Genomic DNA, 15,280 nt, shown 5'->3' on the forward strand with positions numbered 1-15,280 from the left:
GATAGTTGGCCAAGTAGATAACACCCATGTCACAGAGTGCGGGGTCCTGTGAAATCTGCGTATCCGCGCTGGTCATCCACCCTGGCCGAGCTCCTCGACGTCGTACGCGACCCCTTCGTGTCGGTGGTCCACGCCCCCGGCGGCCTGGACGTCCCCATCGGCGGCTGCGTCACCCTCGACGTGTCCGACGGCACGACCCCGCCCGACGACCACGAGATGGACGGTGCCGTCGTCCTGCTCCTCGGCGTCCGCGGCCGTGACGCGGTCGAGGCCGCCGTCGATCTCGCCCGCCACCGGCCCGCCGCGCTCGTCGTGAAGCTCAAGGACGCCGACCCGCGGTCGCTGCGCGAACTCCCGGTCTCGATCATCGGGATCACCGACCGGACGCCGTGGTGGCGCCTGGTCACCGTGGTCGAACGCTTCGTCCGGGAATCCGATGGATACGAGCGACTGGCGCGGAGGACCGGTCCCGCGCTCGGCGAGCACAACGACCTCTTCGGACTGGCCAAGGCGCTCGGCATGATGACCGGCACGCTGATCTCCATCGAGGACGTGCAGGGACGGGTGCTCGCCTTCTCCCCCTACAGCGACCAGGCCGACGACATCCGGCGTCTCACCATCCTCGGGCGCGAACCCCCGGCGGAACACATGGCGGAACTGCAGGCCATGCGGGTCTACGACCGGCTACGGCGTCCTCGTGCCACGGTGGCGCTGGACGAGAAGGACGGGTTCCGGCGCAGGCTCGGGGTCGGCATGCACGATCCGCGGTCCGGCGAGTACCTCGGCACCATCTGGATGCAGGAGACGAACCGGCCCTTCTCCCAACAGACCGAGGAGCACCTCGTCGCGGCCTCGATCTTCGCCGCGCGACTCGTCGGCCAGAGCCGTCTCATCCACACCATGGGCACCGAGTTCGTCCAGCGCATGCTCGCCCCCGGCTCCCAACGCGACGAGACCGGATTCGTGCGGCAGTTGAGCCTCGACGCCCCCCGGGAGTTCGCCGTGGTCGCCTTCGAGGCGGTCGGTGACGCCGACGCGCGCCAGTGGCTGTCCTCCACCGAGGCGGTGACGATGCTGACGGTGCACGCCCACTCCGTCCGTGACGAGTCGATGGTCGCCCCGGTCGGACTCCGCCTGTACGCCGTCCTCCCCGGCCAGGTCGAGGTGGACCGCTACCTGAAGTGGGCCCGCCGCACTCTGGTGGCGTTCGAGCGGCACCGGGGAGCCACCTTCCGTGCGGCGATCGCCTCGTCCCTGTCGGTGCCGACCGTGGCCGCGGCCCGCGCGGAGGCCGACCGCGTGTGCGAGACCGTCGCCCACACACCCGACCGGCCGGTGATCAGTCTCGACGGCCAGCGCACGGCGGTGTTGCTGTCGGAGGCGCTCACGACACTGGGGGAGACGGATCTGCTGGCCGACGACCGGTTCCTTCGCCTGGTCAAATACGACCGGAGCCACGGCAGCAGTCTCATCGACACCGTCGCCGCCTACCTCGGCGCGCTCGGCGACGTGGGCGCCACGGCGCGTTCACTGCTCGTGCACCCCAACACCGTTCGCTATCGCGTGGCACGACTGGAGCAGGTGGGCGGCTACCGCCTCGACGACCCCGACGACAGGGTGGTGCTCGACCTGCAACTGCGTCTGTGGCGCCGTGAAGGGTCCGGCACCGCCTGATCGACGCGCTCCCGGGCGGGTCTGGGACGAAGGGCCCGGCACTACGCTCGAGCGGGGCCGGGACGAGGAGCCCGGCACCGTCTGATCGACGCGCTCCGAGCGGGGTCGGGACGGCCGCCCCGACCCCGCTCGGCCGTCGGCCGTTACTCGCCCTGGCCGATGGGAACCTGCGCCTCATCGCCGCCGCCACCGTCGGGACCGTCGGCGTTGTTGTCGGGGCCGTCGTTGTTCGACGGGGGCGGCGCGGGCTGGCAGCTCTGGCCACATCCGCCGAACCGCTCCGTGTTGAGCGGGGTGAAGGACGTCGGCTCGACGTTCTTCAGCGCCGCCAGCATCGTCTCCTTCCAGATCGGGCCCGAGATGCTGGCGCCGACGACCGAGCCGTAGTAGCGGCCACCGATCGTGACGCCGTTCAGCTTGTACTTCTGCGAGCCGCGCGGGTCACCGATGCTGACCGCGCCGGCCAGGTCGGGGGTGAACCCGGCGAACCACGCGGTGGCGTAACTGTCGGTGGTGCCGGTCTTGCCCGCCGCATCGCGGCCGATGCCGCCGACGCCCCGCATCGTGCCCTTGGTGAACACGCCGGACAGCACGTGGGCCGCCGCGTCGGCGACCTCGGGGTCGAGGGCCTGGCGGCACTTGGGCTTGTAGTCGGTGACCTTGCCGTTCCTGTCGGTGATCCGGGTGATCGCCATCGGCGCGCAGTACTTGCCGCGCGCGCCGATCGCGGCGTACGCGTTGGCCACGGTCACCGGGTCCATCTCGTTGGTGCCGAGCGTGAACGTCGAGTACTCAAGGAGCTTGAGGCCGTCGGAGCGGTGGATGCCCAGCGACTTCGCGGTCTTGATCGTCTCGCAGAGCCCGACGCGCTGCTCCAACTCCATGAAGAACGTGTTCACCGAGCCCCAGGTGCCGGTCTGCAGGGTCTTCCAGCCGGGGGCGCCCTCGTCGTTGGTGACGGTGTGGCTCGGGTCGCCGATGTTCTCGCCCTTGCAGTTCTTGAACGCCGAGTAGCCGGAGGCGCGGAAACCTGCACCCGCGCTGAAGCCGTCGTTCACCTTCATGCCCTGCTTCAGCGCGGTGAGCAGCGTGAACGTCTTGAAGGTCGAGCCAGCCTGGAAGCCGACGCCGCCGCCGTGCGCGGCGTCCGCGACGAGGTTGTAGGACATCTCGTTCTTGGCCTTGCTCCGGCCGTACTTCCTGCTGGCCGCCATGGCCTTGATCGCCCCGGTGCCCGGCTGGACCAGCGCCTCGGCCGCCACCGGGTTGTCGGAGGGGAAGACCAACTTCCTGATCGCCTTGTCCGCCGCCGCCTGCATGGACGGGTCGAGCGTGGTCCTGATCGTCAGGCCGCCGCGGTTGAGGAACTGCCCCCTGGCCTTGGCCGTCTTGCCGAAGTCGGGATTGTTCAGGACCTCGTTGCGCGCGTAGATGCAGAAGTACGGGTAGTCGCTGGACTCGCAGCCGCCGGGAAGCTTCGTCCCCTTGTAGCCGAGCTTCGCCTTCTTCGCCTTCTGCGCCTCTTCCGGGGTGATCTTGCCCAGCTCGGCCATCCGGTCGAGCACGACGTTGCGCCGGTGCAGCAACCGCTCGCGATACTGCTTGCCCCGGTTGGGGTCGGTGGCGTTGGGATCCTGCACGGCGCCGGCCAGCGTCGCCGCCTGCGGCAGGGTGAGCTTCTCGGCCTTGACGCCGAAGAACCGCTTCGCCGCCGCCTCCACGCCGTAGGCGCTCGCGCCGAAGTAGGCGATGTTCAGATACTTCTCCAGGATCTCGTCCTTGGAGTACTTCTCCTCCACCGCCATCGCGTAGCGCAGCTCGTTGAGCTTGCGCGCGTAGCTGGCCTCCAGCGCCTTGTTCTTCTCCTCGTCGGTGGCCGCGGAGTTGAGCAGGACCTGCTTGACGTACTGCTGGGTGATGCTGGAGCCGCCCTGGCTCACCCCGCCCGCGTGCAGGTTCTTGGCGAACGCGCGGATCGTGCCCTCAAGGTCGATCGCCCCGTGCTGGTAGAAGCGGTAGTCCTCGATCGAGATGATCGCGGTCTTCATGATCTCGGCGACCTGGTCGAGCTTGACGACCTCGCGATACTCCTCGTAGAACCGTGCGATCTCGTTGCCCTTGGCGTCCTGCACGATCGAGACCTCCGCCGGCGGAGGTTCCTTGAGATCCTCGGGCCTGAGGTTCAGCTCGTTGGTCGCCGAGACGATGCCGAGGCCCGCGCCTCCCACCGCCGGTAGTGCGATCCCCGCGACCAGCAGACCCGCCGCCGCCGCGATGGCGGCGAGACGCCCGACACTGGACGCGACCCCTGACTGTCCTTCACCCCGTTCAGACATAAGCCATAGATTATGGGATTTTCCAGGTGCTCCTCGCCGTGATCCGCGATATCCGACCACTCTCGCGGGAGTGATTCCCGGTCACCGTGGCGGGATATACCCGCCCGCCACGGCACGGTTTTCCGCCGGGTTCGCACCACGACCGCAGTGCCGAGGTGCGCGAGGTGCTGTTTCGCACATCAGGATGAGCTGTACACGGATGGTGGTAAATGCCATGATCACGCCTCATGGACACCGACGCCCTCCGAGAGACGAGCGGGGCTGTCGAACCTGAAGACCGGCCACCAGGTGAAGCCAGGAAGCGGGGTGGCCGTTGATGGAGTTCCAGGTGCTGGGACCGCTTCAGGTGACCCGCGACGGTCAGGAGGTCTTCGTCGGTGCCGCGTACAAGCCCCGGCTCGTGCTCGCCGTCCTCCTCGCCCGCGGAGCCGGGCGGACGGTCTCGGTCGACCAGCTCGTCACCACCGTCTGGAACGACGACCCCCCGGCCTCCGCGCGACGCAACATCCAGCTGTACGTGCACCGGCTGCGGAGCGTGCTCGGCAACGACCGCATCGTCCGGCAGCCGGGCGGATACACGATCGTCACCGGCGACGGACTGGACTCCACCCGCTTCCGTGAACTCGCCGCGGAGGGGAGCCGGACGCTCGACGGCGACCCCGCGCGGGCCGGCCGCATCCTGCGCGACGCCATCGACCTGTGGCGAGGTCCGGCGTTCGCCGAGTTCGGCGACTGCGAGCCGATCGCCGAGGAGGCGGCGCAGCTGGAACAACTCCGGCTCGTCACCCACGAACGGTGGGCGGAGGCGGAGCTCGCCCTGGGCAGGCACGGCGAACTGATCGGCGAACTGACCAGGCTCGCGCTCGCGCACCCGTACCACGAAGGGTTGCGCGCCCACCTCATGGTCGCGCTGAACCGCAGCGGTCGCCAGGCCGAGGCACTGGAGGTCTTCCAGCAGACGCGCGCCCTGCTCCACGAGCAGCTCGGGGTGGAACCGGGCCCCGCGCTCCAGCGGCTGCACCAGGACATCCTCCGCGGCGACGACCGGCCCCCCGCACCCGAGCGCGCCGCGCCCGCGACGACGGTCACGGCGTCGGACGCCGCCCGTACGACACCGCCGGTGCCCAGAGAGCTGCCCACGAACATTCCCGGCTTCATCGGGCGTCAGGACGCGTTCGAGGCCCTGGACAGGATGCTGCCCGGCGGAGCCACCGACCCGATCACCATCTCCGCCATCACCGGGATGGGAGGCGTCGGCAAGACCGCACTCGCGGTGCGGTGGGCACACCGGGTGGCCGACAGGTTCCCCGACGGGCAGCTCTACCTCAACCTGCGGGGGTATTCGCCCGGAGCGCCGGTACACCCCGCGGACGCGCTCGCCGGTTTCCTCCGGGCGCTGGGCGTCTCGCCGGGACAGGTGCCCGTCGAGGCGACGGAGGCCGCCGCGCGCTACCGCTCGCTCATGGCGGGACGGCGGATCCTCATTCTGCTGGACAACGCGAGCTCGGCGGAACAGGTCCGGCCCCTGGTGCCGGGCAACGCCGGCTGCGCGGTGCTCGTCACCAGCCGCGACCGGCTCACCGGGCTGGTCGTCCGCGAGGGCGCCCAGCGCATCACCCTCGACACACTCGTGCCCGCCGAGACCGAAGCCCTGTTCGGCCACCTTCTCGGCGCGGACCGCGTACGGGCCGAGCCCGAGGCCGTCGCCAGGCTGGGAGAGGTGTGCGCCCACCTGCCCCTCGCGCTGCGCATAGCGGCGGCGCGCCTGCTGGACCGCCCGAACTTCCCGATCGGGGACTACGTCACCGAGCTGAGCACCGGCAGCCCGGTGAACGCGCTCACGATCGAGGGCGACGAGGAGACCGCCGTCCGCGCCACCTTCGACCTGTCGTACCGGCTCCTGCCCGAGCACGTACGGCGGATCTTCCGGCGGCTCGGGCCGGTCGCGGTCCCCGACTTCACCCCGGCCGCGGCGGCGGCCCTCGCGGACGTCTCCGAGCAGGAGGCGGCGGCGGCACTGGAGCGGCTCACCGGCGTCCACCTGGTCGACCAGCACGGCCCCGACCGCTTCACCGTGCACGACCTGCTCCGCCGGTACGCCGACGACCTCTCGTCCGCCGAGGACGGCGCGGAGGAACGGGCGAAGGCGACGGGCAGGCTGTTCGAGTGGTACCTGTCAATGGCCGGCGACGCCGCGAAGGTGCTCTACCCGGACATGCTCCAACTGCCCGCGCCCGACGAGATCGTGGCACGGACCGCGACCATCGGCACCCCCGCCACCACGCGAACCGTGACCGTCGACGACCCGGCCGCGGCACAGGCGGCCATCGACGACCCGGCCGCCCCACGAACGGCGACCGTCGACACCACCGCCGCCGCGCGAACGCCGGTCATCGACAACACCGCCGCCGCCATGGCGTGGTTGAGCGCCGAACACCACAACGTGGTCGCGGCGATCGGTCACGCGGTCCGGTACGGTCCCAGACCCATGGCCTGGCTCCTGGCCGACCGGCTCCGCGGCTATCACAACTTCTCCAGACGCATGGTCGACTGGCTCGCCACCGGTCGCGCCGCACTCGCCGCGGCCCACGCGGAACGGGACCGGCGGGCGATGGCGTCCGCGTTCCTGAACCTCGCCCACGCCTACCACTGCCTCGCCCGCTACAACCGTTCGATCACCTACCTGAACAGGGCGATCGCCCTCAGCCACGAGACGGGATGGACGCAGGGCGAGGCGAGCGCCCTGAGCAATCTGAGCACCACCTTCATGTTCGTCGGGCTCCCCGACGAGGCCACCCGCCCCCTGTCCAGGGCGCTCGAACTCCACGGCCGTCTCGGCTCCGAGCAGATACGCGCCAAGATCCTGAACAATCTCGCGAACGCCTGCAGAGAGTCCGGCCGGCTCCGCGAAGGGCTCGACCACGCCGTCCAGGCGTTGACGCTGATCCGCGAGACCTCGGCACCGAGAGCCGAAGCGGTCGCGATGACCACCATCGGCGAACTCCACCACCAGCTCGGCCACCTCGCCGCCTCCGCCGACCACCTCACCGCCGCCCTGGTCCGTCACCGGGAACTCGGTGACCGATATCTGGAGGCCGACACGCTGGCGTGGCTCGCCCTGGTACGCCGCGACTCCGGCCGGCTGGAGCAGGCCCACGACACCGCCGAGGCCGCGCTGGGGATAGCGGTGGACATCGGCGACCGATTCACCGAGGTCCAGGCGATGAACACGCTCGCCTCCATCCGTGACCACTCCGGGAACCCCGAGGAGGCCCTGCGTCTCCACCGGACCGCGCTGGGCATCGCCAGGGAGATCAACGCCCGCCACCTCGTGGGCGAGGCGCTTCTCGCGCTGGGCATCACCCACCACCGCGCGGGCGACCACACCGCCGCCGCCGACCTCGCCGAACAGGCGCTGGAACTCGTCGGCGAACCCCATTTCCGCGTCGTCGAAGGACGGGCGCTCACCGTACTCGCCTACGCCTGCCACCGGCGAGGACTCCTGACGGAAGCCGAGAAGTACGGCCGTCGCGCCCTCGACAACCACCGGGCGACCGGGCACCGGATGGGCGAGGCCCAGACCTGGGTCGTACTCTCCGCGATCTCGCGTGACAACGGCGACACGCCCACCGCGGAAACCCAGGAACGCCTCGCCACGGAGTTGTACGCGGAGATCGGGGCCCCCTTCTCGCGGGAGCTGACCGGCTGATCCCGGCGTTCCCGCGCCTCGGGCTTTTCCCGTACTCCGGACCGTCTCCGTACCCTGGGCCTTTCCCGTGCCCTGGGCCGTTTCCGCACCCTGGAGCGGAGAGTGCGCGTCCTCGACGTCGGCGAACGCGGCGAAACCGCGCAGCCGACGCCCTTCCCCGGAGGACGGCAGGCTCTCCACTGGTTCGGATCAGGGACAGATGCCGTAGAGGTAGCAGTCGTCGAAGACCGGACCGGACCGGTTCTCGGCGATGACGGGCCTGAACCAGTCGTACGGGTCGGGATACTCGAGGGGAGGAATCTCGGCGACCGCGCTGTGAGCGGACAAACCGACAACCGCGGTGGACAGCGACGTGGTCAATACGGTCAGCATCGCGAGCGTCGCCCAGCGCTTACGCAACATGATGAGTGTCTCCTTGCTCGACGCGCCGCCAGGCCCCGCCAGCGAAACGCTGCGCCAGAGTACGGAGCATGTGTATATCGGCGGTATATCACCTGCTCAGCGAGGGTTTTCTGGGTAGCGGAACCTTGGCGCGACCTCCCCACACCCGTTTTTCCCGACAAACCCGGCTTTCCCGACGGCGCCCCGGTCCCGTTTTCCGGCCGGGACCTCGAAGCCGGAACCCGGAGCCGGAAACAGTCCGGCGAGAACGGCTCCGACCTGCGGGTCCACGACGGGGACGCGCGATGCACGGCTGTTATACCGCCGCTATACCGGGTCACCGCAGAATCCTTCACAGCACCACGGCGTCGGCTCGGATCTCCCGCAGGACTCGGACCGGCGTCCTGGTGCCGGTCCGGTTCCACTGCGGGACCCGGACCGGCCACCGTCGTGCCGGCTCGGATCTCCCGCAGGACCCGGGCCGGCATCGGAGAGACAGTCTGGTTTGCAACGGGGCCGCGAACCAGCTGCGATCCACCGCGTACCTTCGGGTTCGAACGGGAAAGCGGTGGATCGGCTGAGCGGACAAAGAAATGGACGGCTCGGACTCTTGAAGAAGCCCCTGGTCCCGTCGTTCCGGCGGGACCAGGGACTTCTCTCCGTGTGGCGAGAGCCGATCGGGCGGTTCGGCGCGCGGCTTGGAGCACATCGGGCCGACTGTCGCTTGACTCAAGGTCGGCACGGCGGGTGTCGGGCGGCCGGGGTCAGCGCCGGTGCCGGACCACCCGGGGAACCTCGCAGGTAGTCGGCGAGGCACCCGCTCCAGGAGGGGCGGCCGGCAAACAGAAATATATTTATGCGTTTATCGTAAGGGAACATATCCTCGCACTTTTGCCCGGAAACCAAGGTATCTACCTTACTGTGCGGGCAAGTTGACGGAAGCGAGATGGATTGCGTTCCATTCACGCGTTAAGTTGCGGATACATCCGACTCTGAGGCTGTTTTCCCAGGTGACGGCGACAGAGCGGGATGCACGACCGAAGAGGACAGGTTCGAAGTCGCTCGAAGGGCGCGCGTTATGACGATATATGCCTATCGGTGCCCTCACTGCTCCGAAATCGAGGTCGCTTTTCCGATCGGAACCGCATCCGCCGCGGTGCGGTGTCCAGACTGCGGCGCGGTCTCGGCTCGGATGTTCTCGGCGCCGATGCTGGCGCGCTCCCCGGACGCCGTGTCCACCCTGTTGCAGCACGCGGAGCGCAGCGCCCACGAGCCCGAAGTCGTCACGTCCCTGCCGCGGCGCCGCACCGGACGCGCGGTGACCGCCCATCCCGCTACCAGCCGCCTGCCGCGGCCGTGACCGTCTCTGTCTCACAGCGCCGAAAGGAATCCGAACCGTGCCGGAGCTGATTTTCCCGCTCGACTCATCCAGAAGGTTCACCGACCAGGCCAAGATCGGTCACAACCGCTGGCACCCCGAGATCCCGCCCGTGGCATGGGTAAAGCCCGGCGACAGCTTCCGGGTCCACTGTCGGGAGTGGTTCGACGGTGCGATCCACAACGACGACTCCGCCGAGGACATCCGCGACGCCCCGTTGACGACGGTGCATGCGCTCAGTGGCCCGTTCGCGGTCGAGGGGGCCGAGCCGGGCGACCTGCTGGTCGTGGACATCCTCGACCTGGGGCCCATCCCCCAGGAGGACAGCGGCCCGCTGGCCGGTCAAGGCTGGGGTTACACCGGGATCTTCCCCACCAAGAACGGCGGCGGGTTCCTCACCGAGCAGTTCCCCGACGCCTACAAGGCGATCTGGGACTTCTCCGGTCAGATCGCCACATCACGCCATATCCCAGCAGTGTCGTTCACCGGCATCACCCACCCCGGACTCATGGGCACCGCGCCGTCAGCGGCGCTGCTGTCGAAGTGGAACGCGCGAGAGTCGGCGCTGAGAGCCACAGACCCGGAGAGAGTGCCGCCGCTGGCCCTGCCTCCCGAGCCTCGGGACGCCGTCCTCGGCTCCGTCTCCTCCTCCGAATTCGACCGAATCGCAGCCGAGGCGGCCCGCACCGCGCCACCGCGAGAAAACGGCGGCAACCAGGACATCAAAAACCTCACCCAGGGCTCCCGCGTGTTCTATCCGGTGTACGTATCCGGCGCGAACCTGTCGGTCGGCGACCTGCACTTCTCGCAGGGCGACGGCGAGATCACCTTTTGCGGTGCCATCGAGATGGGCGGCTTCATCGATCTGCGGGTCGACGTCATCAAGGAGGGCATGCGGACGTACCGTGTCGACGAGAACGCCATCTTCATGCCGGGCCGCACCGCCCCCCAGTACAGCGAGTGGCTCGCCTTCTCCGGGGTGTCCGTCACCCTGGACGGCGAGCAGCGCTATCTCGACTCGCAGCTGGCCTACCAGCGGGCCTGCCTGCACGCGATCGACTACCTGACGGCGTTCGGCTACAGCCCCGAACAGGCATACCTGTTGCTCGGCGCCGCGCCGATCGAGGGCCGGCTGTCGGGGGTGGTGGACATTCCCAACTCCTGCGCCACCGTCTACCTGCCAACCGCGATCTTCGACTTCGACATCCGTCCCGGCGCGTCCGGCCCATTCCGCGTACCCCAGGGCACCAGCACACCACACGCCGCCTTCGGCTGACCTCTCTCTGAGAGCATTTGGCTGATAAGTAGGGTGTTTTGTGCTGTTCCTGCGAGCAGCGGAAAGCACAGGGAATGAAACGTCCGGGGAAGCCGGTACCCATAGTGACATCTGGTGTGGGTGCGACAGTGATTTACGGCTTTTCTCCCATCTGGCTCAAAGGTGGTCTGTTGTGGGTTTTTGTGGCTGGCGGTGGTGCCGTAGTTCGCTGTCGTGACCTGCAAGTTTCTGGGCTCGACGATCTGGTGGGCGATAGACCACTGCCGTGGCTGGACCTCCCCCTTATTCCAGCCCTCTGTCAGACTTCTGCGATACGCGGACATATAACTCCTTTTAATGTGGAGCAGGGCGAGACGGGACGATCGAGACAGCGACGATGACCTTCGCTGACCAGGCCGCCATGACGCCGAATCCGGCTGCGACCTCGGCGAACGTCTCCCCTTTGCGCGAGTGGACCAGGACCGGCATGGCCCGCTGTCCGGTGTTGAGCCGGCGCCAGGGCGACCCGATCGCTTTGCGCCGCCGGCGTATCAGCCCAGCCCACGTAATTCAGCGTTGAACGCGACAACCCACGGCGGCGCGCTGGAAAAGCACTCGAAGCTCCTGGTTCCGACGGCCTGGTTGTGGTGATCAACCCGTCTACCAGGAGCTTTCCACATTCGTCAGGCGAACACCGAGTCCGCGGCCACTCCGCGATCAGCAGATCGTCGCAGGGGGATGAAAATCGTTCAATGCGCGGCTGAAGAGCCGGCGGATACTACGGAAGTCACGCTGCCGCCCCAAAGAGCAGGCCGGCCGATCAAGTAATTCACGTCCCGCAGATCCATGATGCAGGCTGAAAAGCGCTCGGCACGCGACCCAAAACCCCTACGAAACATCGAGGCCAGTGTGCCGGGTCTACCTGCCGGTAACAACTTTCTTATGCGCCGGGCTTCCCAGGGGCGCCCTCAACCGATGATCGCCACTTTTCCGCCATGTCCAAAAGCGGACAACTAATGACATGTGCTATTGGCTGGAATTATGACAGCCTGTAAATATATATCCGCAGGTCAAGTCACTGTTAGCGTTATCACTTCCCCGTGGACACAAAGCCGGAAAACCGGCATGCGGGCGACGCTTTACCAGTCCAAATAACAAGAGTCAAGTCATTGATTAACTACTTAATTCATGGAATACCGGATGCATCCGATCAAGCCTCCCATAGAGGAGTATTCCGGTGGAAATCCCCCCAACTGCCGCAAGACCCCCACGATCCTTCCGTCGTCTGGCAGTGGCGCTTGGCACCACCCTCGTCCTTGTCGGGATGAGCGTCGGGCAGGCCGTCGCGGCCCCCGCCCCCGCCCCCGTCAAGGACACCACCACCCGGCCCATCGAGCCGGCCGGCGCGGTCCCGGGCGGTTTCGCCTCCTGGAAGGACCTGCTGGCCACCCAGGAGAAACTGGTCAAGGCCGCCGACCGCGTCACCGCCGCGGTCAAGGCTCAGGGCGGCGCCGGGTTCGCCGGCATCGTGGCCGCGCCGGAGAACCATGAGCTGCGCGTTTACTGGAAGGGGAACACTCCCAGGTCCGTCCGCGACCTGTTGGGCCAGGTGCGCCAAGAGGTGCCCGTCAGCGTCCTGTCCGCCGCCTACTCGGCCCGCGAGCTGGAGCGGGAAATGAACCGCCTGATCCGCACGTCCGGCGACGTGATCACGGCGATCGCGCCGAACGTCGACGGCTCGGGCCTCACGGTATCGGGCGCCGACTTCGGCCTCACCCGCTCGAAGGTCGCCGACTCGGCGGTTCCGGTCACCGTGGAAGCCGGTGTCAAGCCGACGCTGGCCACCCGCTGGGACGACTCCCCGCCCTGGTGGGGCGGCGCGGCCTGGCGTAACGCCAGTACCGGCGGTGGCTGCTCGACGGGCTTCGCCGTCACCTACGGCGGGACGAGCAGGATGCTGTCCGCGGGCCACTGCGGCGATGCCGGTCAGACGGCCACCGACCCGACCGGCCAGGTGATCGGCTCGATCTCACCGGACAACAACGGCCTTGACGTGCTGCTGATCAACGGCACCTCCGCGGGCCGGGTCTTCAACAACAATGTCGGCTCCACCTCGCCGGAATTCAGCACCTCGGTCATCGGCACCACCAGTTCCTACGTGGGTCTGTGGGTGTGCACCTCCGGCGCGTACTCGGGCACCAACTGCACCATTCAGGTGCAGCAGGTCGGTGTCACGATCAATGTGGGCTACCTGATCACGGGCACGGTGCGGGCCGAGCAGTCGGCGCGCCTCAACGCGGTCGGCCAGGGCGACAGCGGCGGCCCGGTGGAGGTCGTCAATTCGGCCAACACCAGCCAGGTGTACGCGGCGGGCGTCAACACCGCGATCGACGGCGGCACCGCGGTGCCCTGCACCGGCTACGTGACCACCGGCCGCATCTGCGCCTGGCGGATGTACTACTCGCCGTGGAGCAACGCGACCGCCGCGTTCCCCGGCATCGCCATCACCCTCGGATGATCGACGAGATCTGATTCGAGCGATCAGGGACCGGCGCGCGGGCGCCGGTCCCTGATCGTCGCCCGCACGCGGCCGGCCAGACCCCGGCCGACGTGGACGAAGTACTGATCGGCCGTCGCTTGCCGGAAGTGCCGAGGTCGTCGCTTAGGAGAATCCAAAGTGCGCACCCCCCTGAGAACCCGCAGGTCAACTCGATTCCGTTACCTGGCCACGGCGGTCGTCGTCATGATCGCCGCCGCCGGGATGGGCACCGCCCAGGCCGCCGGCGCACCGGACCCGGCCAAGCCCCGGACCACGGGATCCGTGGAGCACACCGGACCGGTGCCGGGTGGCTACGCCTCGTGGAAGGACCTGCTGCTCGATCAGCAGAAGATGGTCAAGGCCGCCGACCAGATCACCGCCGCGCTGGCGGACGACGGCGACGGCTACGCGGGCGTCATCGCGGCGCCGGAGAACCGCGAACTGCGCGTGTACTGGAAGGGCAAACCTGCCAAGGCGATCAACGACCTCGTGGGCCGGTTGCGGCGCGACGTGGCGATCAGCGTCCTGCCGGCGCGGTACTCGGCACGTGAGCTGGAGGGCGAGGCGAATCGCCTCATCCGGGCAAACCGCGATCTGATCACCTCCATCGAGCCCCTTCAGGACGGCTCGGGCCTGAAGGCCACCACTGCCTCGGTCGGCGCGACCCGCACGGCGATCTCCGACGCGGCGGTGCCGGTCACCCTTGAGCACGGTGTGCAACCCAAGGTCGCCAGCCGCTGGAACGACAGCCCGCCTTGGTGGGGTGGTTCGGTGTGGGGCACTCCGTCACCCGCCTGCACGACCGGTTTCGCGGTGACCTACCAGGGCGTCCCCAAGATGCTGACCTCGGCGCACTGCGCGTCGGTCGGCCAGACCGCGGTGGACCCCACCGGCCAGGTCATCGGCACCGTCACGCACAGCAACTCCTCCCGTGACGTGCTCCTTGTCGACACCAACGCCGGGGGTCGAGTCTTCAACAACCCCGTCGGCAGCGTCGCCACGGAGTTCAGCAGCAGCGTGGTCGGCACCACCAGTTCGCTCGTCGGCCAGTTCGTCTGCACCTCCGGCGGCTTCTCCGGTACCAACTGCACCATCAAGATCATTGCGGTCAACGTCACGATCAACGTGGGCTGGCTGATCCAGGGCACCGTCCGCGCCGAGCAGCAGGCGTTCACCAACGCGGCCGGCGGCGGTGACAGCGGCGGCCCGGTCGAGGTCACCAACCCGGCCAACACCAACCAGGTTTACGCCGCCGGCACCATCGCCGCCACCGACTACGGCACCCAGGTCCCCTGCACCGGCTACCGGCCCACCGGCCGCGTCTGCACCTGGCGCATCTACTACTCCCCGTGGAGCAACGCGACCACGGCGTTCCCCGGCATCGCCATCATCCCCGGATGACCGACCCGACACCTTTCTGAGTCGAGTGATCGGGACCGGGGCCAAGGCTCCGGTCCCCTTTGTCGTTTCCCCCGAACGCTTTCGTTTCATCGACTCCCGCAGGGAGGACCTCAATCCGGCCGCAACATATTCACCGAATACAGCAACCCGATGACCGGTACTCAGAATTTCCACGTCGGCCTTCTCGTCTGCCCCCTCCAGCGCCTATTCCGAGACCAACTGCAACATCCGGGTCATCACGGTGGGTGTGACCCTCAATATTCCGAGCGTCCCTGGAGGATTTCTCCTCGGCATGGTCCGGGCCGAGCAGCGGGCGTTCACCAGCGCGATCAGCGAGGGCGAAAGTGGCGGTCCGGTCGAGGTCGTGAACCCCAGCGGCAACACCCAGGTGTACGCCGCCGGTGTGGCCTCCGCCCACGACAACGGCACCTCCGTACCGTGCACCGGTCATGTGAACGCCGGCCGTACCTGCGCCTGGCGCATGTATCACTCCCCGTGGAGCAACGTGATCGCGGCCTTCCCTGGAATGACCATCGTCACCGGATGATCGGCGAGATTGGGTGTGACATGCGATGACCGAAAGGGGTCGGCGCTCAGCGCCGACCCG

9 protein-coding genes and 1 pseudogene are annotated in these 15,280 nt (G+C 68.1%); 7 read left to right on the forward strand and 3 right to left on the reverse strand.

The window, feature by feature from the left end; all coding sequences use genetic code 11:
- The first annotated feature begins 48 nt into the window (after nucleotides 1-48).
- Entirely contained in the window at nucleotides 49-1,674 is a 1,626-nt protein-coding gene (locus tag AB0B96_RS12225) for a helix-turn-helix domain-containing protein (RefSeq protein ID WP_362898068.1), read from the forward strand.
- 143 nt (nucleotides 1,675-1,817) lie between these two features.
- Here AB0B96_RS12225 and AB0B96_RS12230 read toward each other — a convergent pair whose 3' ends face one another.
- Nucleotides 1,818-4,010, reverse strand: a complete 2,193-nt coding sequence (locus AB0B96_RS12230; RefSeq protein WP_362898070.1) for a transglycosylase domain-containing protein — start codon at nucleotides 4,008-4,010, stop codon at nucleotides 1,818-1,820.
- A 316-nt stretch (nucleotides 4,011-4,326) separates the two neighbouring features.
- On the opposite strand from AB0B96_RS12230, the gene AB0B96_RS12235 reads away from it, so the two are divergent.
- Nucleotides 4,327-7,719 (forward strand): BTAD domain-containing putative transcriptional regulator, encoded by a 3,393-nt coding sequence (locus tag AB0B96_RS12235; RefSeq protein WP_362898072.1) that lies wholly within the window; start codon nucleotides 4,327-4,329, stop codon nucleotides 7,717-7,719.
- 189 nt (nucleotides 7,720-7,908) lie between these two features.
- On the opposite strand, the gene AB0B96_RS12240 is transcribed toward AB0B96_RS12235, so the two are convergent.
- Nucleotides 7,909-8,121 carry a hypothetical protein gene (locus AB0B96_RS12240; RefSeq protein ID WP_350941601.1) on the reverse strand — a complete coding sequence of 71 codons (213 nt, stop codon included), beginning with the start codon at nucleotides 8,119-8,121 and terminating at the stop codon, nucleotides 7,909-7,911.
- Between the two features lie 1,057 nt (nucleotides 8,122-9,178).
- On the opposite strand from AB0B96_RS12240, the gene AB0B96_RS12245 reads away from it, so the two are divergent.
- A complete protein-coding gene (locus AB0B96_RS12245) occupies nucleotides 9,179-9,460 on the forward strand; it encodes a zinc ribbon domain-containing protein (protein ID WP_362898075.1) in 282 nt (93 codons plus the stop codon).
- 37 nt (nucleotides 9,461-9,497) lie between these two features.
- Entirely contained in the window at nucleotides 9,498-10,754 is a 1,257-nt protein-coding gene (gene fmdA / locus AB0B96_RS12250) for a formamidase (protein WP_362898077.1), read from the forward strand.
- 402 nt (nucleotides 10,755-11,156) lie between these two features.
- On the opposite strand, the pseudogene AB0B96_RS12255 reads toward fmdA, so the two are convergent.
- Nucleotides 11,157-11,303 (reverse strand): annotated as a pseudogene (locus AB0B96_RS12255) (IS5/IS1182 family transposase); the annotation flags it as partial.
- A 721-nt stretch (nucleotides 11,304-12,024) separates the two neighbouring features.
- On the opposite strand from AB0B96_RS12255, the gene AB0B96_RS12260 reads away from it, so the two are divergent.
- From AB0B96_RS12260 to AB0B96_RS12270, 3 genes are all read left to right on the forward strand, one after another.
- Complete coding sequence (locus AB0B96_RS12260) at nucleotides 12,025-13,251, forward strand: hypothetical protein (protein WP_362898079.1); 1,227 nt, start codon at nucleotides 12,025-12,027, stop codon at nucleotides 13,249-13,251.
- 159 nt (nucleotides 13,252-13,410) lie between these two features.
- Nucleotides 13,411-14,673 (forward strand): hypothetical protein, encoded by a 1,263-nt coding sequence (locus AB0B96_RS12265; protein WP_362898081.1) that lies wholly within the window; start codon nucleotides 13,411-13,413, stop codon nucleotides 14,671-14,673.
- Nucleotides 14,674-14,965: 292 nt separating this feature from the next.
- Nucleotides 14,966-15,220, forward strand: a complete 255-nt coding sequence (locus tag AB0B96_RS12270) for a hypothetical protein (protein WP_362898083.1) — start codon at nucleotides 14,966-14,968, stop codon at nucleotides 15,218-15,220.
- Nucleotides 15,221-15,280: the final 60 nt, after the last annotated feature.

This window comes from Streptosporangium sp. NPDC049046, assembly GCF_040649155.1.
Taxonomy (GTDB): domain Bacteria; phylum Actinomycetota; class Actinomycetes; order Streptosporangiales; family Streptosporangiaceae; genus Streptosporangium.

Coding starts and splice junctions, on each gene's coding strand:
- AB0B96_RS12245 (WP_362898075.1), top strand. CDS start 9,179: ATGACGATATATGCCTATCGGTGCCCTCACTGCTCCGAAATCGAGGTC.
- AB0B96_RS12230 (WP_362898070.1), bottom strand. CDS start 4,010: ATGTCTGAACGGGGTGAAGGACAGTCAGGGGTCGCGTCCAGTGTCGGG.
- AB0B96_RS12240 (WP_350941601.1), bottom strand. CDS start 8,121: ATGTTGCGTAAGCGCTGGGCGACGCTCGCGATGCTGACCGTATTGACC.
- AB0B96_RS12270 (WP_362898083.1), top strand. CDS start 14,966: ATGGTCCGGGCCGAGCAGCGGGCGTTCACCAGCGCGATCAGCGAGGGC.
- AB0B96_RS12235 (WP_362898072.1), top strand. CDS start 4,327: ATGGAGTTCCAGGTGCTGGGACCGCTTCAGGTGACCCGCGACGGTCAG.